The sequence below is a fragment of the Dysgonomonadaceae bacterium zrk40 genome, from assembly GCA_016916535.1.
In the GTDB taxonomy this organism is placed as follows: domain Bacteria; phylum Bacteroidota; class Bacteroidia; order Bacteroidales; family Dysgonomonadaceae; genus Proteiniphilum.
Genome location: CP070276.1, coordinates 1,460,598 through 1,486,659 on the forward strand (window position 1 = coordinate 1,460,598; position 26,062 = coordinate 1,486,659).

Genomic DNA, 26,062 nt, shown 5'->3' on the forward strand with positions numbered 1-26,062 from the left:
TTACCGGATGAAATTTCAAACTGCTACTGTTTCTCCTCATCCGAGATACTAATATCACCTTGGAATGAGATCGACTGCCTGTTGAAGTCGTTCACCAAAAGACGGGAAGTACCATTTCCCCAGATGTCGAAGCTAAAGGTCACCGGCCGGTCAAGATCCAGGATTGTGATCTTAGCCATCCAACTGCCTCGCTTCTTTCCGGGAGCATAGCGATAGGTGAAATCAGTACTGGTAAACTGAAACCCTCCCTCACGAGGATCCATCGGTGCACGGTAGGCACGGCCATAGTATGGCAGATAGGCTTTCACCGTGTCGGGAGACACTGTCACATCATAATATGGCGACAAGTAAACCGGTTGGTAGCCGGTGGGATAAGCATAAGTCGCCTCAAAACGAAAAGATGACTGCTCCACTGCCTCCTGCACCTCCATAGCCAGTCTCTCCTTTTCTGCCACTGTCAGGGAACTGCCACATCCCCAGAATGTGAGCAATAGCAAGATGAGACTGAATCGGTAAGATAACATTTTTTTCATCGTTTTCTCCTCCATCATTTAGACATCACATGATTCATCGACAGATTACACCATATAATCCAACGTAAATGACATTCATCTATTTAACAACGTGAGAGCTAAAAAAGTTTCAGACAATGAACTGACGGAAAGGGTAAAAATGGAAGAGATAGAAAAGCAACATTACAACAATATTGATGTAAGCCATCCAGAGACCTCCCTTTGTATGTAAACGGGTGAAATAATAGGCATTCAGGTAGGAGATCAATGGTAGAGCAAGAGTGAAAAAGAAGAGTGTACTATGCCAGTAGATTACCTGCAAAATCAACAAGAATAAAATCAGAAAGACAACAAACTGCAACAACGTAAGGGTAAGCACCTTGTCGCGAAAGAATATACGGGTACTGAGAATCATGTTGGAAAGAAAGAAAAGCACAACCAACAACAGGGCAGCCCACTCCACAGCGGTGAAGTCGGGAAGACCGGGCAGTGAGATATCGGTATAGAAATGGAAGGGATAGAGGAAGCCGGGTAAATCGTCCAACAGGTAGGCCAGCGAGAAGAGTGAGAACGCCACCAGAAGGATACCGAAGAAATAGGAGAGTCGTGCCCTCAATTGTGGCCCTCGCATGGAGCGTTCTCCTCTCCACCATAGGGGTACAAGCGCCAATGCACCAATGTGAAAAAGAGAAGCCACAGCAATCAGGACGCCAGATCGGAAAGAGTAAAGATAAGCATCCTGCTTTTGATAAGATTGCAATAAAGGGAAAAATGCCAGCAACACGGGAATTACGGCCGCCAGGGCAGGTGACATCACCAAAAAACGGGGATGAAGACTCAGCAGAAACAGAGGGATAATAAAAGGCAGGTTGGAGCGGGTGCGAATGAGTGCAAAACGGTTGTTCATCGAATGGATCAACCAGGCGATGAGTAGCACGGCAAGCGAGGATACAACCAACGAGATTACTGGATCTGTAAACAGAGGAGCAGAAAATTTCCACAAATAACCGGCACCGGATGAGAAATCCAAATCGTTCTCACTGTTGAGAAAGAGCAGCAATCGCATCCCCAGGATCACCAACATGGAAGGAAATGTCACGAAACGACCTTCAACAAATGTCCTTCGAAAGGTGAGTAGAGATGTGGCCATATCAGAAAAGCTGAATGTTGTAGTGGCTATCGCAGGTCAAATCCAATATCTTTTCGAAAGGTGCACTTCTCAAAACAGATCTTTGAGATCGATTGGTAGGATCGCAAGAGCGCTTCATCCATGCTCTTTCCGTAGGAGGTGACAGCCAACACACGACCGCCGGCGGTGACCACATGGTGATCTTCCATCCTTGTGCCGGCATGGAACAGAATACTGTCGGTCACCTCTTCCAGGCCCAGAATCTCTTTACCCTTCTCATAAGACCCGGGATACCCCCCCGAGACCATCATCACCGTCACAGCCGTTCGGTCGTCAATCTCCAGCTTCTTTCGGTCGAGAGTCTCAGTCGTGACCCCAATAAAGAGATCAAGAAGGTCAGACTTGATGAGCGGCATCACCACTTCTGTTTCCGGATCGCCCATGCGTACATTGTACTCAATCACCTTTGGCTCTCCCTCTACCTTGATCAGGCCCAGGAAAATGAAACCCTTGTATTCTATCTTTTCTTTGTTGAGGCCCAAAATGGTAGGCTCAACGATACGGGTACGAACTTTCTCCATAAATGCCTCATCGGCAAAGGGTACAGGTGACACTGCACCCATGCCGCCGGTATTGAGTCCTGTGTCACCCTCGCCAATCCGCTTGTAGTCCTTGGCTACAGGCAGAATCTTATAGGAGCTGCCATCGGTCAATACAAACACTGAGCACTCTATACCTGAAAGAAACTCCTCAATGACCACCTTGCTGCCTGCCTTTCCGAACTTGCCATCCAATATCTCCCGAAGCATCTGTTTCGATTCATGCAAATCATCCAGAATCAGCACCCCCTTGCCGGAAGCCAGCCCATCGGCTTTCAACACATAGGGTGAGGAAAGAGAATCAAGAAATGTATCCCCCTCAGCAATGTTCTCAGGAGTCACAGTAAGATAACGCGCCGTAGGGATCTGGTGTCGCATCATGAAGTTCTTGGCAAAATCCTTACTCCCCTCCAGTTGGGCTCCTTTCTTGGAGGGACCGATTACGGCGATGTGACAAATATCCTCATCGTCACGGAAAAAATCAAAGACACCTTCCACCAACGGGTCCTCCGGACCTACAACAATCATGTCGATGTCATGCTCCAGAGCAAATCGCTTCATCTCAACAAAGTCTGTCACTGCAAAGGGCACATTGGTCCCCAACTGGGCCGTCCCTGCGTTGCCGGGAGCAATGTAGAGATTGTTCAGGTAACTGCTTTTACGTATTTTCCACGCCATGGCGTGTTCACGGCCTCCGGAGCCTAGAAGAAGAACATTCATAACCTCAGTGAATCCTTTATGAAATTAATAACCACTGCCCTTGCAGCAATAAGCGGGCAACAATGCACAAAGCTACTAAAAAAATTCAAAAATGCATCCAGCAGCTTTGAAAAAAGAACCACCATTCACCCTAAAACCGCTATCTTTGCATTTCAAAAAAAACTCAATGATGGTTCAAAATAGAATTTGTACTCTTTTAGGCATCCGTTACCCAATCATACAGGGGGGCATGGTGTGGTGCAGCGGCTGGAAACTTGCCGCGGCGGTGAGCAATGCAGGAGGTCTGGGGCTGATCGGTTCAGGCTCTATGCACCCTGACATGTTGCGTGAACACATTACCAAATGCAGAATGGCCACCAAGAATCCCTTTGGTGTAAATATACCCCTGATGTATCCGCAGATTGAGGAGATCATGCAGATTGTCATCGATGAAAAGGTGCCGGTGGTCTTCACCTCCGCGGGTAATCCGAAGAGTTGGACTGCCACCCTTAAAAAACAAGGGATCACGGTGGTACACGTGGTTTCAAGCTCCCGATTCGCAAGCAAGGCTGCAGAGGCCGGCGTCGATGCCATCGTCGCAGAAGGCTTTGAAGCAGGGGGCCACAACGGACGCGAGGAGACCACCACCCTCACCCTAATACCACAGGTACGTGCTGCAACAGGACTCCCCTTGATTGCTGCCGGCGGTATTGCCACCGGTGCAGGGATGGCGGCAGCCTTCGCCCTCGGATCCGAAGGGGTGCAGGTGGGTACCCGTTTCGCTCTCACTGTTGAAAGCTCCGCCAGCGATGCCTTCAAGCAGCGTTGCATCGAACTGAACGAAGGGGATACCCTTCTCTCACTGAAGAAGGTGAGTCCCACACGACTGGTTAAAAATGAATTCTTCCAACAGGTGCAAGAACTGGAGGAGAGGGGAGCCTCGGCTGATGAGCTTCGTGAATTGCTGGGACGTGGACGTGCAAAAAAAGGCATCTTCGAAGGTGATCTGACAGAAGGCGAGCTTGAGATAGGGCAGATAGCCTCTCATATCCGTGAGATTCTCCCCGCCGGCGAGGTAGTACGCAGCATGATGGAGGAGTACCACCAGACACTGAAACATTTGTCGGCACAAACATTCGCCTGACAAGGGATCAAGAGATAAAACCTAAACCAAAACTCGGTACCGTAATATGACATTGTTCAGAAGGTCTCTCATATTATTGTTCTTCGCATTGACATCGTTCCACTCAGAGTCAGTTGCACAGCAAACAAAGAATTTCTCACTGGAAGAGCTGATACCAGGAGGGAATGATTATAATCGCTTTACCGCACGCATTCCCGGTTCATACCATTGGCATGGCAACCGCCTGATGGTAACGGAAAGGGACACTGTATGGGAAGTGATCAACCCAACCGGAAGAATCAGCAAAAAGATGTGGCTCACCTTCGATGAGTTATCTTCCGACGCGAGGCTTGGGGAGGAACAGGTGACAAGGATCTCCTTTCAGGAAGAGGAAGGCGATGCTGCCATCCTAACCACCGGCAACGGGATCGCTACCCTAAATCCAAAGCAAAAAAAAATAGAGACCGTATTCAGCTTCCCGGAAAAGAGTGCCAACCATACCCTCTCTCCCTCGGGCCATCACCTTGCCTTCACGAAGTCCAACAATCTCTACCTGCTCGACAGCGCGGGCAAGGTCTCAACAGTCACAAACGACTGTGACAAAGGGATCGTAAACGGTCAGTCGGTTCACCGCAACGAGTTTGGTATCAACAGCGGTATCTTCTGGTCGCCCGATGGCAGCATGTTGGCTTTCTACCGGATGGACGAACGAATGGTGAGCGACTACCCACTGGTGGACGCCTCATCCAGGGTGGCAGAGGCGAAGCCGGAGAAATACCCCATGGCAGGTATGAGCAGCCACGAGGTCACCATAGGCATTTACAACATCCTTGAGAATAAGACCATATGGCTCAAAACAGGTGAGCCGTCTGACCATTATCTCACCAATATCGCCTGGAGTCCGCGTGGGGAAGCACTTTATGTTGCACATCTCAACCGCGGTCAGGACACCATGCAGCTGAAGCGATACAACAGCACGACGGGAGAGAATGAACTCACCCTTTTCGAAGAAACAGATCCCAGATATGTGGAGCCGGAGAATCCGGTACTCTTCGTGCGAGGCAGAGATGACCTTTTCATCTGGCAAAGTGAGCGTAGCGGATACAATCATCTTTATCTTTACGACACTGATGGCAACATGTTGAAGCAACTCACCGACGGTAACTGGGAGGTGACAGAAATCACAGGTTTTGACGAGAATGGTGAAAACCTCTTTTTCATCTCTACCCTACCCTCTCCCATCGACCGCCACATCTGCAGCGTCAACCTCACAAGCGGAAAGATCACACAGCACACCACACTCCCCGGAACACATAGTGCAAAGCTCAGCAGCTCCGGGCGCTACCTGATTGACCGCCACACGGCTCACGGCAACCCAGGCCGAACAGACCTCCTCGACAACCGCACCGGTAAGATTACACCACTGAATGCCGCCGTTGACCCCTTCGCCGGCTATTGCATGCCCACTGTTGAAGCAGGCACCCTAAAAGCGGCCGACGGGGTGAGTGACCTCTGGTATCGCATGGTGAAACCGGCCAACTTTGACAGCACAAAGAGATACCCGGTTGTTGTATATGTCTACGGGGGGCCCCACTCACAGCTGGTGAGCAACCGCTGGCGCTACGGCTCCGGTGGATGGGAAACCTACATGGCACAAAAGGGCTTTATCATCTTCGTAATGGACAACCGCGGCACATCATACAGGGGAAAGGCGTTCGAACAGGTCACCCACCGTCGCTTGGGAGTCGTGGAAAGCGAAGACCAGCTGAAAGGGGTGGAATACCTACGTTCGCTGCCTTACGTGGATAGTGACAGAATGGGCATCCACGGATGGAGTTATGGCGGCTTTATGACCATCAACATGCTGTTGCGTTACCCCGGACTTTTCAGGGTGGGAGTGGCCGGTGGTCCTGTGATCGACTGGAAATATTACGAGGTGATGTATGGAGAGCGTTACATGGACACACCGCAGGAAAATCCGGAAGGATACAGGGAGAGCAGCCTGCTCAACAGAGCCGGTGATTTGCAATCACGCCTGCTGATGATCCACGGCGATGAAGACCCTACGGTGGTGATGCAGCACACCCTTCAGTTCCTGAAAGAAAGCATTCAGGCAGGCACCCACCCCGACCTCTTCCTCTACCCGGGACATGGACACAACATGATCGGCCACGACAGGGTACACCTCCATGAACATATCACCCGTTATATTGAGGATTTTATCGACAGGACCAAGCCGTAGCAATTCCTGAAAAAGTTGCTATCTTTGCATTCAGCTATGCAATACAAATTATTTCCACCGGAGCGTTTTTCCTTCTTCAGCCTGAGCAGCGGCAGCTGCGGCAACTGCTACTACCTGGGCAACAACCGCTACGGCATATTGATTGATGCGGGATTGGGGCCGCGAGTCATCAAAAAGCGACTGGCACAGCATGGCGTGGAGCTATCTTCCATCATGGCGATACTGATCACACACGACCATTATGACCACATCAAGTCGGCAGGCTACCTGGGAGAGAAGATGTACATACCGGTTTACGCCACCCGTGAGGTACACCGCGGCATTGACGCCTGCCCCATGATCAGCAACCGATTGAACGGCTCCGCCAGATATATCGAGAAGGGAACACCCTTTCAGATCGAAGATCTCCGCATCACCGCTTTCGATGTGCCACACGACAGCAACGACAATGCCGGATACCTCATTGAGTTTGCAGGCCAGAAGCTGATTATCGCCACCGACGTCGGTACAATCACCGATGAAGTGACACGTTATGCAGCACAGGCAAACCACCTTGTGATTGAAAGCAACTACGACGAGGATCTGCTCATGAACGGCCGCTATCCGGTCTACCTGAAAAAGCGAATCTCCTCAGGCGCAGGCCACCTGAGCAACCGCCAGGCCGCTGAATTTCTGGCAGATCTTTTCCATGAGGAGTTGCGCAACATCTGGCTCTGCCACCTCAGCGGCGACAACAACAACCCACAGCTGGCCTACAGCACCATCAAAGATCATCTCACCCGCAATGGCATTGAGGTGGGGCAAAAGCTGGCACTCCGGGTGTTTGAGAGAAACATATTGTCCGATAAAATCGAACTCTGAACAATGTCCCTATCCCCGATACTCCTCTTTACATACAACCGTCCCGAGCACACAAGGTTGACACTTGAGGCACTGAGGAAAAACCACCTCAGCGACAGGAGCAGGTTGTATATCTTTTCCGATGGTTACAGGAATGAAACAGACAGGGAGGAGGTGATGAAAGTACGTGAACTGATCCGTTCAGTGGAGGGTTTTGCTTCGATTCACATTGAAGAACGAACAGAAAACGTGGGCCTTGCCCGCAACATCATTGAAGGTGTCACGGGTGTCGTAAACGAGCATGGAAAGGTGATCGTCCTGGAAGATGACCTGATCACATCTCCCTACTTCCTCACCTTCATGAACGACGTCCTGGAGCGATATGAGCAGGAGGAGAAGATTGCCCATGTTCAGGGCTTTTGTTTCCCGCTGCTTGATTTGCCCGATGCCTTCCTGATCAAATGGACCGGCAGCTGGGGGTGGGCTACCTGGAAGCGGGCATGGGATATCTTCAACCCCGATGGGGAGGCACTCCTGTCGGAGATAATGAAGAAAAAACTGAACAGGGAGTTTGACTTCAACGACAACTATCCCTTCACCCGCATGCTCCGCAGGCAGGTAAACGGAGAGAACGACTCGTGGGCCATCCGTTGGAATGCATCCCTCTTTCTGAAGAACAAGCTCTCGGTGAACGCCGGCAAGTCGCTGGTACAGAACATCGGATTCGATGGGAGCGGGCGCCACAGTGGACGTGACGTGATCTACACAACCCCGCTCCACATGTCAGCGCTGAGCAGCGAGATCCCAAGGATAGAGGAGAACAAGGCTGTAAGAAAGTCATTCGAGAAATATTACATGCGCACAAACTCTCTCCTGGCAAAAGGGGTCAGAAGAATTAAAAGGATATTAAGAGTCTGAGACCATATGAAAATCCTGCTCATCAACACATCCGACATCAGAGGAGGTGCCGCCATCGCCGCCTTCCGGCTGATGAACGCTCTCAACGCCAATGGTCAGCATGCGAAGTTGATGGTGCGGGAAAAGCTGTCAGACAATGACAATGTGGTTCAGGTGGGAGGTAACCTGGCAAACCGTTGGAACTTTATAGCAGAGAGAACCCGTATCTTTGCTCACAACCGCTTCTCACGCAAAAACCTGTTTGATGTGTCAATTGCCGACAGAGGGCTCTCCATTGTGAATCACCCTCTTTTCAGGGATGCCGATGTGATTCACCTGCACTGGATCAACCAGGGGATGCTCTCGCTAAAAGAGATTGGCAGGATCCTAGCCTCAGGGAAGAAGGTGGTCTGGACCATGCATGACATGTGGCCCTTCACCGGCATCTGTCATCATGCGGCCGGTTGCGACCACTATGAGAGCAGCTGCGGGAGGTGTCCCTACCTGGCGGCACCGTCACAAAAGGATCTCTCCCATGAGCGTTTCCGAATCAAACAAAACACCTATGCCCATGGGAAAATCACCTTCGTCGCCTGCAGCCATTGGTTGAAAGAGTTGGCCGAAAAAAGTCCCCTTACCCGGGGGCACCAACTCCTATCGATTCCCAATCCAATTGACACAACGCGCTACCGACCAATGGACAAAAAGGAAATGCGAGACAGGTTGGGACTTCCGCAGGAAAAGAAACTCCTGCTCTTTGCTGCGGCGAAAGCTTCCGATTCACGCAAGGGCACCCGCTACCTTGCCGAAGCCAGCCAGATACTGGCAGCGCAGAGAAACGATATCCACATGCTCATCGCGGGCAACCAGGCTGAAGAGATGCTTCAGCAGCTGGCCCTGCCTGCAACCGCTTTGGGCTATGTGAACCCAGATGATATGCCTGCCCTCTACAACGCTGCCGACCTCTATGTAACACCCTCACTGCTCGAGAACCTGCCCAACACCATCATGGAAGCGATGGCCTGTGGCACCCCCTGCGTGGGATTCAACACGGGGGGCATCCCGGAGATGATTGATCACCGGGTGAATGGATATGTAGCTCGTTACAGGGATGCAGCCGATCTGGCTGAGGGGATTGTATGGTCATTGGGGGAATCTGTTTGGTCGGATCTTTCCCAAAGCGCATCTGCTAAAACCACCCTGCACTACGACGCATCTGTCGTTGTATATCAATACATTGACACATATCATGCATAAGCTATCCGTCATTACCGTTACCTTCAATGCGGCCACCACGCTGGAGCGAACCCTGCGTAGCGTGGGCGAGCAGTCCTGGCCCCATCTCGAGCACATGGTGATCGACGGGGGGTCGGACGACGGTACCCTGGAGCTGATCAACGGGCAGCAGCATGAGCGGCTGCATTGGGTAAGTGAACCGGACAAGGGGCTCTACGACGCGATGAACAAAGGGGCTGCCATGGCGACGGGCGATTACCTATGCTTCCTGAACGCCGGTGACACCTTCTTTGCGGCCGACAGCGTGGAACAGATAATGAGCACCTTTGATGAGGCATCGGCACCCGATATCATCTACGGTGAGACCGCCATCGTGGACGATGCCGGAACCTTCCTCCATATGCGGCGGCTGAAAGCACCGGATAATCTTGGATGGAAGAGCTTCCGACAAGGTATGGTGGTCTGTCACCAGGCCTTTATCGTGAAACGAGAGCTGTTCGAACCCTATGACCTGGCCTATCACTACTCATCCGATTTCGACTGGAGCATCCGGATGATGAAAAAGGCGAAAACAATCCACAACAGCCGGCTGACACTGATCAACTACCTCAACGAGGGGATGACCACCCGCAACCGAAAGGCATCGCTGAAAGAGCGCTACCGCATCATGGCACTCCATTACGGTCGGCTCTCCACCTTCGCCCATCACCTCTGGTTCATTGTCAGGGCACTGGTGAAATAGTTCAATGTTTAATTGTTTGTATGCTTGTAAGTTTGATGTTCTGTTAATAACTGAATGCTGACAGCTGACAACTGACAACTAATAGCTAAAAAAATATGTCCCGACGAAAACTGAAACTGGAAGAGCTCAACCGCATCAGCGTGGAGGAGTTCCATGAAGCTGAGAAGATACCACTGACGGTGGTGTTGGACAACGTGCGAAGCCAGCACAACATCGGCTCGGTGTTTCGTACCGGTGATGCTTTCCGGGTGGAGGAGATCCTGTTGTGCGGCATCACCGCCACTCCCCCCAATGCAGAAATTCACAAGACCGCCCTTGGTGCGGAAGATTCGGTGCAATGGCGCTATATAGATGAGACGCTCACCGCCGTGCGGCTGTTGCAGGAGAGTGGGTATATTGTCTACGCGGTGGAGCAGGCAGAGAAAAGCCTCTCACTGGCGCAAGTGAAGTTACAAACGGACAAAAAATATGCCGTGGTCCTCGGTCACGAGGTACACGGCGTGCAGCAGGCGGTGGTCGATGCCTGCGACGGCTGCATCGAGATCCCACAATATGGCACCAAGCATTCGCTCAACGTCTCGGTTGCAACCGGAATCGTGATATGGGATTTCTTCCGGCAGCTGAGTCGCTGAAAGCGCTTCAGCACCTCATCCTAAGAAAACCTCACCCAGCTAAGCGATGCAACGCAATCACTCCTCCCACCGTTTGAGGGTGAGGCGCTCCCCGTCAAATTCCGCATAGGAGAAATAGGTGATCCAGTCGCCCAGGATGACAACCTGCGACTTGTCTGCAATGGGCAGATCCAGCAGGATATGACGATGTCCGAATATGAAGTAGTTGATGCCGGGGTTCTCCTTCAATTTCTCTTTGGAAAAGAGGACCAGATGCTCCCTCTCCTCCCCCAGATACTCCTGCACACCGCCATAGAGACGGCTGCTGTTGGACCAGGCATGGGCTAGTGGGATGGTCAACCCGGGATGGACTGCCGAAAAGCAGCGTCGAAGAAAGCGACTGTGGAATATCTTGCGCAGCAGGTGAAAGGATCGGGAATCATCTCCCAGTCCGTCGCCGTGGGCAAGAAAAAAACGCTTGCCATCGATATCGGTGACCAGCGGTTCAAAGTGAAGGATCAGGCCGCACTCCACCGAGAGGTAATCCGTGAGCCAGATATCGTGATTGCCGATGAAGAAGTGAATCTCCACTCCCGAATCGGTCAGCTCCGCAAGCTTCCCCAGCAGGCGGGTGTATCCCTTTGGCACCACGTAACGGTACTCGAACCAGTAATCGAAGATATCACCCAGCAAGTAGATCGCCCGTGCATCTTTCCGCACGCTCTTCAACCAGCGGCAGAGGCGGCGTTCGGTCTCCCGGCTGTCGGGGTGCGACTTCGATCCCAGATGGGCATCCGATAGAAAATAGATTTTGTTCTTCACCTGACTCAGTTTCCCTATTTCCCGGTCACATCATCCCCAGTTCAAACAGTGCTTCCTCGCTCATCATCGAGCGGTCCCACGGCGGATCGAAGGTGAGGTTGATGTCCACCTTGTTCACCTCCTCGATCGACTCCACTTTCATCTGAACATCCATCAGAATGAAATCGGCCGCCGGGCAGGCGGGAGAAGTGAAGGTCATCTCGATGGTAACGTTGTTGTAGTCATCTACATCCACATCGTAGATCATGCCCAGGTCATATATGTTTACGGGGATCTCAGGGTCATAAACTGTCTTGAGCATCACCACAATCTTATCCTGTAGTTCTTGTAATTCTTCGTTCATATGCATTCACATTTCTGATTAAACCGTTTAACCGGCATATTGTTTAGCTGCCTCAGATGATTCCCTCATCGGCAAAGCTGTAATAGCTGTCACCGCAGACGATGATGTGATCCAGCAGCGTGATGTCCATCCACTGGGCAGCCTCTTTCAGCTTCCGGGTGATCTGCGTGTCCTGGGGACTGGCGGTGCAGTTGCCCGAAGGATGGTTGTGACCCAGTAGGATGCCGGAGGCGTAATGCCCCAGCGCCTCACGGAGGATCAGGCGGATGTCGACCACCGTGCCCGAGATACCGCCGCGACTCACCTGGAGGGTGTTGAGCACCTTGTTGGAGCGGTCGGTGAGCAGCGCCCATGTCTCCTCGTGATTCAGGTCACAGAGGATCGGGTAGAAGTGCTCATAGGCATCGCGCGAAGAGGTGATCTTCTGCCGCTCAACCGCCTCAGCCGATCGTCTGCGACGCCCAAGCTCCAGGGCGGCAATCACGGAAACAGCCTTCGCCTCGCCGATGCCGCGGTATTGCTTTACCAGGTCGTTGACACCCATCCGGCCCAGCCGGTTGAGGTCGTTACCGGTATCCAGCAGGATTCGCCTGCCCAGTTCAACGGCACTCTCCTGGTCATTCCCCGAACCGATCAGTATGGCGATCAGCTCCGAGTCGGAGAGTGCGGCAACACCCTTGAGCAGCAGTTTCTCCCGCGGCCGGTCTTCTTCTGCCCACTGCTTGATGCTTAACTTGCTCATAATAGATTCTTTTGAGAAGTCAGACAGGACAAAAATACAAAGAAAATTCAGGAAACAGCTACAAATCAGCTGATAAAAATTGATTCAACAGCAAATTAATCGATCACATTCCTTCTTCCCGGGAAGAGCTTCGAAAGGAGGAGGAAGCAGATGGCAGCAGCCGTGATGCCGAAGATGTTGGGATCAAGTCCGTAGGGCAGCTTCACCGACAGCAGGGTGAGGGTTAGCGTGGTGGCCCCACCGGTGATCATGGACCAGAAAGCACCGGTGGCACTGCCCCTTTTGGTGAAGAAAGCACCCAGCACCGGTACAAAGAGACCGCTCACCATGAAGGCGTAGGAGTGAAGCATCAACTCCAGCACGTTCTCCATCCGCAGGGCGATGAGCAATCCCAGCAGTCCGATCCCCAGGGTGATCAGCTGCGACTGGATCAGACGGGCCCGTTTGCTCTTGGGCAGTGGTCTGATCTTCTTCAGGATATCGCTTTCGATGTTGCCGGAAGCTGCCATTATACAGCTGTCGGCAGTGGACATCACCGCGGAGAAGTAGGCCGCCATCATCAATCCCATCAGCCCCACCGGCAGGATGGTGCGCAACAACAGTGGCAACCCCATCTCGGCATCCATCATCTCACCGGGTGCAAAGCCCATGTAGGCGAACATGCCATTCTCGAACGCCACCCGGGCAAACAGCCCCAGGATCACACCCATGAAGGCCATGATGGGCCACTCAAAAGCGCCGGCGATGTACCACGCTTTCTGTGCTTCTTTGGGTGTGCGGGTGGCATAGATCCGCTGGTAGAGGGTCATCCCCACGAACCAGATGGGGATGATGGTCACCGCCCAGTTGAGGATGGTGGGCCAGCCGATGTTGTTGAGTTTCAGGAACTCCTCCGGCAGTGTAGCGCGGATTGCCTCCATCCCGCCGATGGCATGGTAGCCCAGTGGGATGCCGATCAGGATCAATCCCGCCAGCAGGATGATCCACTGCACCACATCGGTATAGATCACCGCCTTTAGCCCACCCATGGCGGTGTAGGCGACGGCGATCACCCCCATGAAGATGAGCGCGGTGGTCATGTCGAGCCCCTCAAAGGTGGCGGATGCCAGCTTGGCACCGGCCAACAGCTGGGAGCTGGTAAAACCGATGTAGCCCACCGCGGAGATGATGCCGGCCAGCAATGCCACGCGGGGGCTGTAGAAGAACTCGAACAGCTGCGGGAAGGTGTAGAGCTTCAATCTTTTCGACAGCTTGCCCGCCTTGGGGATCAGGAAGACTGCACTCAGCCAGGCACCGAGCAGTCCCGTGAAAAGCATCCAGGAGCCGGAGAGGCCCATCAGGAAGCCCAGCCCCCCCAGGCCAATGGAGAAGCCGCCCCCCACGTCGGTAGCTACCACCGAGAGGCCGATCACAGAGCTGCCCATCGATCGGCCCCCCACGTAATAGTCGTCGGCGTTCTTGTTCTTTCTCAAAAAATAGATTCCAATGCCCAGCACGAAGAGCATATAGACAATGAAAATCAGGATGTCGATTGTATGCATAACAGTTTGGTTAGCTGCGATGAGAACAATGTGGAAAACAGAGGCAGCAAGGGTTAAAAAAAGAGGTTATTCCTTATTCAGCAATATATTACTGAGAGATATCTGTCTGCAAATCTATACAAAAATGGAGAGAATGGCAAATAGTGATTCCCGATGTGGCTTGTCGAGTCAGACATATTTACACATTCTATATCAACAATAGTTCGTTAAAAATATAGTTTCGAGTCACGCAGCAATTGCTGCAAACTCAATGAGTTCTTTGACAAGTTTATCATTTAATCTTCTGTTCGGTTTAATGCCAGACACGCAAATAAATCGTTCAAGCAGATAAGCGTTGTGTATCATCGTTTTACATGATGCCATCGAAAAGGGGATGCCTCTCTCCTTTGCCAACACCTTTGCCAGGTTGACTGAGGTAAGAGATGCATTAAAGTTGAACGATAGCTTTGCTACATCCCTTGCCTGCGATTGCATCAGTCCGGTGAAGCCTTTTGCATCCCTGAAGCAAAACTCGATCTGAAAACGGGTGCGGTAAAATTCTATAACATCTTTTCCACTCATCTTAGGATTGGTAGAGAAGAACAGTTTTGGCTTTTTCCCATCTTTGGAATACCAGACGACAAGCCTGACCATCTGTTTAAGTGATTTGGAATAGGCTACCAAGGTGTAGAGATCACCGTTATCAACATTGATCTTTTGCACTCTGGTTGTATCCAGGTTGGCCATATCAATCTTTCCGTCGTAGAGTTTAGGCCTGCCTTTCTTGCCCGTTGGTTTCTGCAGTGTTGGATAATAAAGTGCGGCATCATCCCTGAAACGGCTGACCAGATCAAATTTCATCTCTTGCAGACCCGTAACAAAGTTGTTCTTTGCGAAGTAGGCATCGGCAACCACGTAACGGCTTGTCCGATGGAGTTTATCCCGCATCGATTTAATGACCAGCAGGTACCAGTCAATCAGGTTGGCATCACGACTCTCCAGGGTTTGACGGTCCGGAGTCTGAACGGCCTGTAGACTGATACAATCCTTGTTGTCGACGTCTATAAGGCCCACTCCCAGGATTTCCAAACCTCTTTTCGCCTGACCGGCTGCACCCGACCAGAAGTAACCAATCCAAGGGGTATTCTTTCCTGATTTGGTTATATAACTGGGATCAATGGCAATTGCCTTGCGATCTCCGGTTAATACCCTATCAGACAAAGACAAGTTAAACTCCAGCCAATCAAAATCCTTCGAGAAGTTCTGGCGAAATCGCTGTTCACACGACTTGCCATATCTCCCCAATTGTAGGAAATTAATCCTGCCGGGAATGACCAGATACAAAATTAGCGTCTCCATAAGGAATGATTTGAAACTTTTGTTTAACTTCGCAGTTAGTTCACCAAGAACATCACTACAGATACCTCTATATTGGTTAAGTATGCTGGTTTTATCCATCTTTATTAGGCTTTCATCAGCTATAAAGATACTGATAATCAGCTGCTTAACCATCTTTTTTATGTTAAACTATGTTGCGTAAATCATTGAATTTTAATTAGTTAATTGAATATTTACCGAAGTATTGATATCAAGCCACTCTGTAATATATGATTTTAATATTTTTTAAGAGACGAAACATGAACAAAGGAAGAAATAATGCTGTTAAAATCTCAGTTGGATCCGTACTATTACAATTTTAATGAATCAATTATGGAAAAATTTGAAAAACAGAAAGAGATTATCAGTGATCTGATATTGATCAACAATGACCGCATTGAAGGTTATCAAAAAGCCAAAGAAGAGCTAAGTGAATCTGACAAGGATTTGTCCATTCTTTTTAACGAACGGATAGACCAGAGTATCCTGTTTCGTTCAGAACTCATTTCACTGATCACCTTGATCGGTGGCAGGGCCCCTGAAGGGACTAAGTTATCGGGGAAAATTTATCGTGCTTGGATGGATGTCAAAGCATTCTTCTCCGGCAGTGATCGAAAGGTGATCCTCGACAACTGTGAAGATGGTGAGGATGCCGCCCTCATTGCGTATGAAGAGGCTCTTTCCTATGAACATCTCACACCCGAACAAAAAGCGACCATCTTCTCTCAGAAGGCTGAAATTAAAATCTCGCACGACAAGATAAAAATGATGCGGGATGCGCTGTAATCAATTAAAAAATCAATGCTATGACAACAAAAAAGACATCAGAAAAGAAAGTGGAACTCAAAGAAGAGGATAAGGGTAAACTGCAGGAATTTCTTGTAGACTCACTGAAAGACATCTACTACGCTGAACATGAGATTTTGAAAGGACTTGCAAAGATGGAAGAGGGAGCCACTTCAAAAGAACTGAAAGAAGGTATCAAAAAACACGCCAAACAGACTGAGGAACAAATAAAGAAACTCAAGGAAGCTTTCAGCCTGTTGGGTGAAAAACCGGCAAAGAAAAAATGCGAAGCCATAGACGGTATTTTGGAAGAGGGTGAGAGTATCCTGGAAGAAACCGATGAGGGTACAATGGTACGTGATGTGGCAATCATCATTGCCTCACAGAAAGTTGAACATTATGAGATTGCAACCTACGGCAGCCTCTCGGAGCTGGCGAAGACACTGGGAATCTTTGATCTCTCGCAGCTGCTGGAAAGCATTCTGCTTGAAGAAAAAACGACCGACCTATCCCTCACGGATCTGGCAGTATCATTCATTAACACGAAAGCGAAAGCTGAATAATAACTATACTATCTTATTATTGTGAGAGGGTGGATCGCTTTGCGCTTTCACCCTCTTTATATTTGTGTATATCAACACTTTTGTAATATGAAAAAAAATGAAACAAAAAAGATTAGACCCGGACAACAGCAAGAAAGGCCAGGCAAAGAGAGCAAGATGAAACCCCAGCCCAAAACAGAGCCAAAGGAAAACACCGGGAAGCTGTGGGACAAGATCGCACTGATCACCGGGGCTGACAGTGGCATTGGCAAAGCAACGGCCTTGTTGTTTGCCTCGCAGGGTGCCCATATTGCTATCGCTTATCTCAGCGAAACGAATGATGCGAGAGAGACAGCCAAAGAGATCAGGAAATTGGGACGTGAATGTCTGCTGATTAAGGGTGACCTGGCAAAAGAGGCAAACTGTAAGAAGGCGGTTGAGAGAACCCTCCGTCAATTCAACAGAATCGATATCCTGGTGAACAACGCAGCCCTACATTGGGAAACAGAGAGTCTGGAGGAGATTACCACCGATCAACTAACCCGAACGTTTTATACCAATGTATTTTCCTACTTCTGGGTCACCCGCTATGCATTGCCTCATATGAAAAAAGGAAGTAACATCGTCAACACCGCTTCAGTCACTGCTTACAGAGGAAGCAGCAAATTAATAGACTATGCCGCCACCAAGGGAGCGATCATAGGGTTCACCCGTAGCCTGGCACAAAACCTTGCAAACAAGGGTATTCGGGTAAACGCCGTTGCACCGGGACCCATCTGGACACCGCTGATTGCCTCCTCTTTCGATAAGAAAAAAGTGTCTGAATTTGGCAGCGACACACCCATGGGGAGGGCGGGTGAGCCCAATGAAGTAGCCACATGTTTCCTTTTCCTGGCATCGGATGATTCCAGCTACATCACCGGTCAGTGTCTTCATCCTAACGGAGGTGAGATCATCAACGGATAGACATAGGTCTCAAATACTATTTATCAATCGTTAAGTGTTTTTACAAGCCTTATAGTGAACAGTATACAAAGGAATCACGTTTCATCTTCAGGGTTTCAACAAAGAAACACCTGACAAAAAAGAAATCATTATGGATAATTTAAGAATCAAAGGTAAATGGAATGAACTAAAAGGCCGACTGAAACAGGAGTGGGCTGATCTAAATGACGATGATCTTCTTTATGTAGAAGGAAAAGAAGATGAATTGTATGGCAAATTACAACAGAAGACCGGCAAAACAAATGATGAATTGAATGACTGGTTCAACAAACAACTGGAAGATTTGTAACAGATATCTTAACTCTACGAAACCAGGACGGATATCGTCGAGGTTAAGTCAGTATTGAATCGACAAAAACAGGGAGTATCATACAATGATATTCCCTGTTTTCTGTTTTATCAACTGACTGATCAGTCTCGCACCCGTTCTACATAAGAGCCGTCGCGGGTATCGATTTTCACCCTTTCACCGGTGTTGATGAAGAGCGGTACACGCACCTCGGCACCTGTCTCTACCGTTGCCGGTTTCAAGGTGTTGGTGGCGGTGTCACCCTTGATACCCGGCTCCGTATAGGTGATCTCCAGCACCACGTGGGTCGGCATCTGGGCGGTAAGGATGGTTCCGCTCTCGGCATGAATCTGCACCTCAACCACATCACCCTCTTTCAGGAAGCGTACACCTTCAATCTGCTCCTCAGGAATGGGGATTTGCTCAAAGGTTTCGGTGTTCATGAAGTTATACCCCATGTCGTCGCGATAGAGGTACTGGAAAGAGCGGCGTTCAATGCGCACCTCGTCCACCTTCACACCAGAGTTGAAGGTCTTGTCGAGGACACGGCCGGTGGTCACGTTCTTCAGCTTGGTACGGACGAATGCAGCACCTTTGCCCGGTTTCACGTGAAGGAACTCCACGATGAAGTAATACTGACCTTCGAGGTCGATGCACATGCCGTTTCTGAAATCAGCGGTTGTTGCCATAAATTGTATTTGTCTGAGTTGTATTTAAATTAGGCCGCAAAAGTAATGATTTTATCCCAGAACGGCAAATAAATTAACGGGTTGGCTCATCATCAGCGCTTCAAAGCAATTGATTCATCAATGTACGAATGCATTTGAGGCATCGAGAATGATCTTGATCAGGAAAAACAGCGCCAGCACATACATGGTGATGCTCACTTCTTTTACTTTACCCGACAATAGCTTGACGATGGTGAAGCTCAACATACCGAAAATGATTCCGTTGGCAATGCTGTAGGTGAACGGCATAAAGATGATGGTGATAAATGCCGGGAGTCCTTCGCTAATTTCACTGAAGTCGATGTCAGCCACCGAACTCATCATGAACAATCCGATGATGATGAGCGCCGGGGCAGTTGCAGCAGCCGGCACCATCAGAAATATCGGGGCAAAGAAAAGGGCCAGCACAAACATCATGGTGGTACTCACGCTGCTGAGTCCTGTTCTGCCGCCGGCAGCCACTCCTGAGGCACTTTCCACGTAAGAAGTATTCGGGCTGGTACCCAACAGAGCTCCTACAAATGTTCCCAGTGCATCGGCAAACAATGCTTTCTGCAATTGGGGGAAGTTCCCGTCTTTATCCGATTTTCCAATTTTGGATACGACGCCAATCAAGGTCCCCATCGCATCAAAAATATTGACCATCAGGAATGTAAAGACAACGATCAACATGTCGAACGTTAAAATACTACTCCATTCAAACTTGAAGAAGATAGGTTCGAGGCTGGGTGGAAGGGTAACCCAGCTTCCCTGGGGCAACTGAATCAGTCCTAGAAATCCGGCAAACAGAGTGGAAACAATGATGCCGATCAGGATGGCGCCATGTACTTTTTTGACCAACAGCACAGCAATGACCACCAACCCGAGCACAGCAATCCAGACATTGGGGTCTGCCATGTTACCGAGTTGCACAAGCGTGAACTCGTTGGGCGTCACGATTCCGGCACTTTTCAACCCGATGAGCGTGATAAAGAGACCGATGCCGATGGGAATCGCATTTTTCAACGTCACGGGAATGTTGTCCACGATTAATTTCCGGATGTTGAATATCGTGAGCAACATAAAACAGAGACCCGAGAGCAAAACACCTGTCAGGGCAAACTGCCAGGTGTGTCCCATGGCAATGACCACGCTGAAGGCAAAAAAATTGTTCAGCCCCATTCCCGGGGCCTGAGCGATGGGCACATTGGCAATGAGTGCCATGAAAAGAGTTCCTGCAATGGCTGCAAGGGCAGTTGTGGTGAACAATGCACCTTTGTCCATACCCGTTTCACCCAGGATCTGAGGGTTCACCGCCAGAATATAGGACATGGTGAGGAAGGTGATGATCCCCGCCACGATCTCGGTGCGCAGGGTTGTATTGTTCTGTTTTAACTTGAAAAATTTTTCCAGCATGATATTGAATCATTAAGTGTTAAAAATTCCATTTGGTAGCCAGTGTGGGAATGGCGTAGAATTTGCTCTCTACGAACTTGTTCACGAAGTTGTAACTCAGCTCCACTTCTGTACCCAGCGCGAAGTTAGGGGTTACGTTGTACCATAACTGCGGCTCACTGAGGAAAACAACTTTTTTCCCCGTGGCACCACTTCCCTCGGTGAACGATTTGTCCTCGGTCCAGAGATCCATAAAACCACCCAGTGATAGCTTGCCCCCGGCAAGTGTAGCGTTCCAGGTGACAGTCCACTGTGCATCGTTGCTCACCTCCTCGAAGGCGTTCAGCTTGTATGCCAGGTAGGTGCTCATGAAGAAGTTGCCCAGTTGGAAGGGATAGCCAAAGCCCGCCATGTAGGAGGAGGGGATGGAAAAGCCAAAGTCAGTACCCTTCACCAGTCCAAGTCCACCGTTGTATTCCAGGTGCGGCAAGAGCGGGAAATCTCCGATCTTAAACTCCCTGGCAATCTCTCCGTACACCAATCCGATGTTCTTCTTGTTGAAGTTCAGGTCTGCATCGACAAACATAAAGGTATTACCCCACTGGTCGGGCTTGAACATCTCGAAGGTACCGGTCAGGTAATTGGATGAAGAGACTGCATCACCGTAAAGCGAATTACGGGGATCGAAATGCAACTGTAGGTTCTGAGACTGTACTGCTGCTGTTGTACAAAGAACTGCAAGGAACAAAAGAATTTTTCGAAACATAGTGATTAAATTTTAACATTAGAAACCCGAAAGAAACGACAAAAGTATTAAAATTATGCAAAAGACAAAGACAATTGTTGGGCTATTTTTTTCAATATCGATACAATCTGCTGATAATACCGCTTAAATTTGTAATTTTGTCTCTTTGAAAAATCAACAACCCAAATGAACGAAGAAAAGGCGAAAAATCTGACAATCTACAACACGCTGAACAGAAAGAAAGAACCGTTCGAACCGTTGCACCCGCCACTGGTAGGGATGTATGTATGCGGACCCACCGTCTACAGCGACATTCACCTGGGCAACTGCCGCACCTTCATCTCCTTCGACCTGATCTATCGTTATCTCTTGCACCTGGGATACAAGGTGCGCTACGTGCGCAACATCACCGATGCGGGACACCTGGAGGGTGACCGCGATGAGGGGGATGATAAGTTCGCCAAGAAAGCGAAGCTGGAACAACTGGAACCGATGGAAATCGTACAGAAATACACCCTTGGCTTCCATGAGGTGCTGAAGCAGTTCAACACGCTGCCGCCGAGCATTGAGCCCTCTGCCACCGGTCATATTCTGGAGCAGACAGAGATGATCAAGGAGATCCTTGCTGCCGGCTATGCCTACGAGGTGAACGGGTCAGTCTATTTCGACGTGGAGAAATACAGCCGGGAGCATGACTACGGCGCGCTGACCAACCGGAAGCTGGAAGACCTGCTGGAAGGGACCCGCGAGCTGGACGGACAGGATGAGAAGCGGGGACGGCTCGACTTCGCCCTATGGATAAAAGCCAAACCGGAGACACTGATGCAGTGGCCCTCACCCTGGGGATGGGGCTTCCCCGGCTGGCACGTCGAATGTTCTGCCATGAGCAGCAAATACCTGGGCAAGACCTTCGACATTCATGGCGGGGGGATGGACCTGCAGGCCACCCACCACACCAATGAGATTGCCCAGTCGCAAGCCTGCAACCACACTGCCCCGGCAAAATACTGGGTGCACACCAACATGCTCACCGTGAACGGTGCACGCATGTCGAAGAGCGCAGGCAACGGCTTCCTGCCCCGGGAACTGTTCACCGGCGATCACCCACTTTTGGAGAAGGGTTACTCCCCCATGTCCGTTCGCTTTTTCATGGCTCAGTCGCACTACCGCAGCACGCTCGACTTCTCAAACGAGGCACTGCAAGCCGCCGAGAAGGGATACCGCAAGCTGATGGAGAGCCTCAGCACACTTGAGAAGATAGAACCTTCTGACCGCTCCACATTCGATGTCGCCGAACTGGAGACACGCTGCTACAATGCGATGAACGACGACTTCAACAGCCCGGTGCTGATAGCCCACCTCTTCGATGCGGTGCGCATCATCAACTCCGCAAGAGATCGGAAGGAGAGCCTCACCGCCACCGATCTGGAACAGCTCAAGAAGGTGATGCACACCTTCATCTTCGAGGTGTTGGGACTGCTCGATGAGACACGCCAGGGTGCCGGCAGCGAGGTGATTGAAGGATTGATGGAACTGATCCTGGATATTCGCAAGCAGGCACGCGACAACAAGGACTGGAGCACTTCCGACCAGATCAGAGACCGGCTGAAAGCTGCCGGCATCGAGATAAAGGACACCAAGGAGGGAATTGAATGGAGCATGTAACCGTGAGATAAAAATAGCATGCAGATACTTCTTTCACCGGCCAAGCGGATGGATTTCACACATGGAGAGAATGAGATCACTCCTACAAAGGCGCTCTTCCCGAAAAAAAGAGATCAGTTGATTGCTGTTTGCAACAAACTGACAGTGGAGGAGATCGCCGGGATGATGAAAATCAACCCGGCCATGGCCCACGAGGTGCAGGAGCAGTTCAACTCCTTCGGCATGCGCAGCACACCTGTACGAGCCGCCGCCCTTGCCTACAACGGCATCGCTTACCTGGGACTCAACGCGCAGGACTTTTCTGCAGATGATTTCGCTTTTGCCCAACAGCACCTCAACATCCTCTCCGGTCTCTACGGCCTCTTGCGACCGATGGACGGCATCAAGCCCTACCGCCTGGAGATGCAGCAGCTGATCATGCCGGAGGGCTATCGCTCCCTCTACGACTACTGGCAGGAGAGTGTGAACGGGCATCTTACCAAACGATTGCGTAAAGACTCACGTACGGTGGTCAACATTGCGTCGAACGAATATTCGAAAGTGGTACAAAAAAGACTCCTTCCGGGCGGCACACGGTTTCTCAGCCTCAAGTTCCTGGAACAGGAGGAGAAAGGAGTTCGCCAGGTGGTGGTACATACCAAGAAGGCGCGGGGGATGATTGCCCGCTTCATCATCAAAAACCGGCTCACCGACCCGGAGGATCTGAAAGCTTTCGACAGTGAGGGCTATTTCTTCCATCCTGCCCTCTCAACTGACGATGAGTGGGTCTTCACAAGATAAGCAAGAGAGCAATGGCAGAGAAAAGAGTAACTTTCGCATCGAAGATAGGAATTGTGGCGGCAGCAGCCGGCTCAGCAGTGGGTCTGGGGAATATCTGGCGCTTCCCGAGCCAGACTGCTGACAGCGGTGGTGCTCTCTTCATACTGTTATACATCGGCTGCATCCTCTTCTTCGGCATCCCTCTTATGATGAGCGAGTTCATCATCGGACGCGGATCACGTGCCAACTCGGCCGGGGCCTTTCACAAGCTGGCTCCCGGTACTCCATGGAAATGGGTGGGCCGGCTGGGGGTGCTCACCGGATTCGTGATCATGGGCTTCTACATGGTGGTCTGTGGCTGGACCCTCGACTACGTGTTTCAGGCGCTCACCGGTAGCCTACACACCGTGACCGATTTCTCCGCCAACTTCAACAACCTGCTCAGCAGCCCATTGCGACAAACCGGATGGATGATTCTCTTCACCCTGATGACCGCTTTCTTCATCCTCTCCGGCGTAAAGAAGGGAATAGAGCAATCCTCCAAGATCATGATGCCGATCCTCTTCCTGCTACTGATCATCCTGGCACTACGCTCTGTCTTCCTGGAGGGTTCATCAGCGGGCCTTGCTTTTCTCTTCCATCCCGATGCCGCACACCTCAACCCGACCCTCTTCCTGGACGCCATGGGACAGGCATTCTTCTCGCTCTCCATCGGTATGGGCTGCATGATCACCTACGGCTCCTACTTCAACAACGACACCAACTTCACACAAACAGCGGTACAGGTCTCAATTCTCGATTCCCTGGTAGCCATCCTTGCTGGGATCATCATCTTCCCTTCCGCCTTCGCACTTACCAGCAACCCCGATACCATCACCGACGAACTGGTGGCGGGAGGACCGGGACTCCTGTTCATCACCCTGCCTGAACTCTTCAACCAGATGCCACTCTCCTTTATCTGGGGATCGCTCTTCTTCTGCTTGCTTGCGCTGGCCGCCCTCACCTCCACCATCTCACTGATGGAAGTGGTAACACTCTACATCCACGAAGAGTATCGTTTCACCCGCAGGAAAAGCACCCTGCTGGTTACCGCCGGGGTAATCCTGCTGGGTATCGGCTCCTCCTTCTCACCCTGGCTTTTCAACCTGATGGATGTCGCCTCTGCCAAGGTGATGCTCCCCCTGGGGGGACTTTTCATATCGCTCTTCGTGGGATGGTACCTCGATAAAAGAATGGTGGCTGCACAAATCACGAACAACGGAACAATCAAACTGGGGGTGGGTTTCTTGAAGATTTATGTTTTCCTGCTGCGTTACATTGCTCCCCTGGCAATCCTGGCAATCTTCATCTACGGGCTTGTAGGTTAAGACAATCCGGGCTTCATAATAAGCGATCTGACGGATGACAAACGGAAAAAAAGCTAAATGAGTTTAAACAAGCTAAAAGCCATCAGAAACAGCGGATCCTTCACTTTAAATGATTAATTTTGTACAAAAATAAGGTAATGCAACAGCAATACAGAATCAGCCCTCCGGAACAAGTGCATACCACGGTACATCTGCCTGCATCGAAGAGCATCAGCAACAGGGCGCTTATCCTGAATGCATTAAGCCTCAGCAACACTCCCATTCACAACCTGTCGGACTGTGAAGATACCAGGGTAATTATTGAATCATTCAATTCAAATTCTAACCAGTTCGATGTAAAGGGCGCCGGCACAGCCATGCGCTTCCTTACTGCTTTTCTGGCAGGAATGGAGGGTGAGTGGGTCATCAGGGGCAGCAAGCGAATGCATGAACGCCCGATTCATCCGTTGGTGGAGACGCTGAATGTGCTGGGAGCAGAGATCGATTATCTGGAAAAAGAGGGCTACCCACCCCTCCGAATCAGGGGACGCAGACTCAAGGGAGGAGAGGTTTACGTAGCCGGCAACATCAGCTCACAGTTCATCTCCGCACTCCTTATGGTTGCCCCCATGATGGAGAAAGGGTTGGTGATGAACATTGAGAAACAGGTGATCTCCAAACCTTATATAGACCTCACCATCGGCATGATGAAAGATTACGGGGTACATACCAAATGGGATGAGAACAGGATCACCGTAAAACCACAGAAGTATAAGGCGGTGGAGTACACCGTTGAGCAGGACTGGTCGGCAGCATCCTACTGGTATGAGATAGTCGCCCTGCTGCCAGATGCAGAAGTAAAGCTGCCGGGCTTGAGGAAAGTAAGCCTGCAGGGTGATGCCAACGTAGCCAACCTCTTCTCCGACCTGGGGGTGGAGACAGAGTATCTGGAGGATGGCATCATTATCCGCCACATGAAAAGGAAGGCCAAAAAGTTCTTTCACGATTTCATCCGGGAACCGGACCTGGCTCAGACCTTTGCCTCCACCTGTTGTTTCAAGGGTATACCCTTCCTCTTCTCAGGAACCGAGAGTCTGAAGATCAAGGAGACCGACCGCATCGCGGCACTCATCAGCGAACTCGGGAAAATGGGGTTTGTGCTTCGCGATCGAGGCTCCGGTATGCTGGAGTGGGATGGCGAACGATGTTTCCCTGCGGAAGTACCGGCCATTGACACCTATGACGACCACCGCATGGGCATGTCGATGGCACCGGGATCGATTCTATTACATCCGCTGCTTATCAATGACCCGATGGTGGTGACCAAATCATATCCCTCCTTCTGGGATGACCTTAAACAAGCGGGATTCACAATTCAACCAAAGTAAA

The 26,062-nt window shown here is 50.6% G+C and carries 26 protein-coding genes; 15 read left to right on the forward strand and 11 right to left on the reverse strand.

Going from position 1 to position 26,062, the window contains the following annotated elements; all coding sequences use genetic code 11:
- Window positions 1-23 precede the first annotated feature (23 nt).
- The 3 genes from JS578_06150 to purD all read right to left on the reverse strand — a co-directional run bounded on the left by JS578_06150 (window position 24) and on the right by purD (window position 2,960).
- The gene (locus tag JS578_06150) at window positions 24-533 is read right to left on the reverse strand and encodes a DUF4251 domain-containing protein (GenBank protein QRX64807.1); all 510 of its coding nucleotides are present in this window, start codon (window positions 531-533) and stop codon (window positions 24-26) included.
- Window positions 534-642: 109 nt separating this feature from the next.
- A complete protein-coding gene (locus JS578_06155; GenBank protein QRX64808.1) occupies window positions 643-1,662 on the reverse strand; it encodes a hypothetical protein in 1,020 nt (339 codons plus the stop codon).
- 26 nt (window positions 1,663-1,688) lie between these two features.
- Complete coding sequence (purD, locus tag JS578_06160; protein QRX64809.1) at window positions 1,689-2,960, reverse strand: phosphoribosylamine--glycine ligase; 1,272 nt, start codon at window positions 2,958-2,960, stop codon at window positions 1,689-1,691.
- Between the two features lie 91 nt (window positions 2,961-3,051).
- Here purD and JS578_06165 point away from each other — a divergent pair, with 91 nt between their 5' ends.
- The 7 genes from JS578_06165 (at window position 3,052) to JS578_06195 (ending at window position 10,651) form a co-directional block, all read left to right on the forward strand.
- The gene (locus JS578_06165) at window positions 3,052-4,083 is read left to right on the forward strand and encodes a nitronate monooxygenase (GenBank protein QRX64810.1); all 1,032 of its coding nucleotides are present in this window, start codon (window positions 3,052-3,054) and stop codon (window positions 4,081-4,083) included.
- Between the two features lie 46 nt (window positions 4,084-4,129).
- A complete protein-coding gene (locus JS578_06170) occupies window positions 4,130-6,304 on the forward strand; it encodes a S9 family peptidase (GenBank protein ID QRX64811.1) in 2,175 nt (724 codons plus the stop codon).
- A 36-nt stretch (window positions 6,305-6,340) separates the two neighbouring features.
- Window positions 6,341-7,165 (forward strand): MBL fold metallo-hydrolase, encoded by an 825-nt coding sequence (locus tag JS578_06175; protein ID QRX64812.1) that lies wholly within the window; start codon window positions 6,341-6,343, stop codon window positions 7,163-7,165.
- Between the two features lie 3 nt (window positions 7,166-7,168).
- Entirely contained in the window at window positions 7,169-8,062 is an 894-nt protein-coding gene (locus tag JS578_06180) for a glycosyltransferase (protein QRX64813.1), read from the forward strand.
- A 6-nt stretch (window positions 8,063-8,068) separates the two neighbouring features.
- Window positions 8,069-9,298 (forward strand): glycosyltransferase family 4 protein, encoded by a 1,230-nt coding sequence (locus JS578_06185; GenBank protein QRX64814.1) that lies wholly within the window; start codon window positions 8,069-8,071, stop codon window positions 9,296-9,298.
- Window positions 9,291-10,019, forward strand: coding sequence for a glycosyltransferase (locus tag JS578_06190; GenBank protein ID QRX64815.1), 729 nt, complete (start codon window positions 9,291-9,293; stop codon window positions 10,017-10,019). The genes JS578_06185 and JS578_06190 overlap by 8 nt, the downstream gene beginning before the upstream one ends.
- 95 nt (window positions 10,020-10,114) lie before the next feature.
- Complete coding sequence (locus tag JS578_06195; protein ID QRX64816.1) at window positions 10,115-10,651, forward strand: RNA methyltransferase; 537 nt, start codon at window positions 10,115-10,117, stop codon at window positions 10,649-10,651.
- 57 nt (window positions 10,652-10,708) lie between these two features.
- Here the strand turns inward: JS578_06195 and JS578_06200 are convergent, their stop codons facing one another.
- The 5 genes from JS578_06200 to JS578_06220 all read right to left on the reverse strand — a co-directional run bounded on the left by JS578_06200 (window position 10,709) and on the right by JS578_06220 (window position 15,515).
- A complete protein-coding gene (locus tag JS578_06200; GenBank protein ID QRX64817.1) occupies window positions 10,709-11,452 on the reverse strand; it encodes a UDP-2,3-diacylglucosamine diphosphatase in 744 nt (247 codons plus the stop codon).
- A gap of 25 nt (window positions 11,453-11,477) precedes the next feature.
- Window positions 11,478-11,795, reverse strand: a complete 318-nt coding sequence (locus tag JS578_06205; protein ID QRX64818.1) for a DUF59 domain-containing protein — start codon at window positions 11,793-11,795, stop codon at window positions 11,478-11,480.
- A gap of 52 nt (window positions 11,796-11,847) precedes the next feature.
- Window positions 11,848-12,537, reverse strand: coding sequence for a DNA repair protein RadC (gene radC / locus JS578_06210; GenBank protein QRX64819.1), 690 nt, complete (start codon window positions 12,535-12,537; stop codon window positions 11,848-11,850).
- Window positions 12,538-12,632: 95 nt separating this feature from the next.
- Complete coding sequence (locus JS578_06215) at window positions 12,633-14,078, reverse strand: sodium:solute symporter family protein (protein ID QRX64820.1); 1,446 nt, start codon at window positions 14,076-14,078, stop codon at window positions 12,633-12,635.
- 225 nt (window positions 14,079-14,303) lie between these two features.
- Entirely contained in the window at window positions 14,304-15,515 is a 1,212-nt protein-coding gene (locus tag JS578_06220) for a transposase (GenBank protein QRX64821.1), read from the reverse strand.
- A gap of 252 nt (window positions 15,516-15,767) precedes the next feature.
- Here JS578_06220 and JS578_06225 point away from each other — a divergent pair, with 252 nt between their 5' ends.
- The 4 genes from JS578_06225 to JS578_06240 all read left to right on the forward strand — a co-directional run bounded on the left by JS578_06225 (window position 15,768) and on the right by JS578_06240 (window position 18,056).
- Window positions 15,768-16,220: a PA2169 family four-helix-bundle protein gene (locus tag JS578_06225; protein QRX64822.1), complete on the forward strand. Its 453-nt coding sequence runs from the start codon at window positions 15,768-15,770 to the stop codon at window positions 16,218-16,220.
- A gap of 20 nt (window positions 16,221-16,240) precedes the next feature.
- A complete protein-coding gene (locus JS578_06230) occupies window positions 16,241-16,783 on the forward strand; it encodes a ferritin-like domain-containing protein (GenBank protein QRX64823.1) in 543 nt (180 codons plus the stop codon).
- An 87-nt stretch (window positions 16,784-16,870) separates the two neighbouring features.
- Window positions 16,871-17,728 (forward strand): glucose 1-dehydrogenase, encoded by an 858-nt coding sequence (locus JS578_06235; GenBank protein QRX64824.1) that lies wholly within the window; start codon window positions 16,871-16,873, stop codon window positions 17,726-17,728.
- A gap of 130 nt (window positions 17,729-17,858) precedes the next feature.
- Window positions 17,859-18,056: a CsbD family protein gene (locus tag JS578_06240; GenBank protein ID QRX64825.1), complete on the forward strand. Its 198-nt coding sequence runs from the start codon at window positions 17,859-17,861 to the stop codon at window positions 18,054-18,056.
- Between the two features lie 122 nt (window positions 18,057-18,178).
- Here the strand turns inward: JS578_06240 and efp are convergent, their stop codons facing one another.
- The 3 genes from efp to JS578_06255 all read right to left on the reverse strand — a co-directional run bounded on the left by efp (window position 18,179) and on the right by JS578_06255 (window position 20,924).
- Window positions 18,179-18,745: an elongation factor P gene (gene efp / locus JS578_06245; protein ID QRX64826.1), complete on the reverse strand. Its 567-nt coding sequence runs from the start codon at window positions 18,743-18,745 to the stop codon at window positions 18,179-18,181.
- Between the two features lie 117 nt (window positions 18,746-18,862).
- Window positions 18,863-20,179 (reverse strand): NCS2 family permease, encoded by a 1,317-nt coding sequence (locus JS578_06250; GenBank protein QRX64827.1) that lies wholly within the window; start codon window positions 20,177-20,179, stop codon window positions 18,863-18,865.
- A 19-nt stretch (window positions 20,180-20,198) separates the two neighbouring features.
- The gene (locus JS578_06255; GenBank protein QRX64828.1) at window positions 20,199-20,924 is read right to left on the reverse strand and encodes a DUF5020 family protein; all 726 of its coding nucleotides are present in this window, start codon (window positions 20,922-20,924) and stop codon (window positions 20,199-20,201) included.
- A gap of 165 nt (window positions 20,925-21,089) precedes the next feature.
- On the opposite strand from JS578_06255, the gene JS578_06260 reads away from it, so the two are divergent.
- From JS578_06260 to JS578_06275, 4 genes are all read left to right on the forward strand, one after another.
- Window positions 21,090-22,568, forward strand: a complete 1,479-nt coding sequence (locus JS578_06260) for a cysteine--tRNA ligase (protein ID QRX64829.1) — start codon at window positions 21,090-21,092, stop codon at window positions 22,566-22,568.
- A gap of 18 nt (window positions 22,569-22,586) precedes the next feature.
- Entirely contained in the window at window positions 22,587-23,348 is a 762-nt protein-coding gene (locus JS578_06265) for a YaaA family protein (GenBank protein ID QRX64830.1), read from the forward strand.
- Between the two features lie 11 nt (window positions 23,349-23,359).
- Window positions 23,360-24,694 carry a sodium-dependent transporter gene (locus JS578_06270; GenBank protein ID QRX64831.1) on the forward strand — a complete coding sequence of 445 codons (1,335 nt, stop codon included), beginning with the start codon at window positions 23,360-23,362 and terminating at the stop codon, window positions 24,692-24,694.
- Between the two features lie 137 nt (window positions 24,695-24,831).
- Window positions 24,832-26,061: a 3-phosphoshikimate 1-carboxyvinyltransferase gene (locus JS578_06275; GenBank protein QRX64832.1), complete on the forward strand. Its 1,230-nt coding sequence runs from the start codon at window positions 24,832-24,834 to the stop codon at window positions 26,059-26,061.
- Window position 26,062 lies beyond the last annotated feature (1 nt).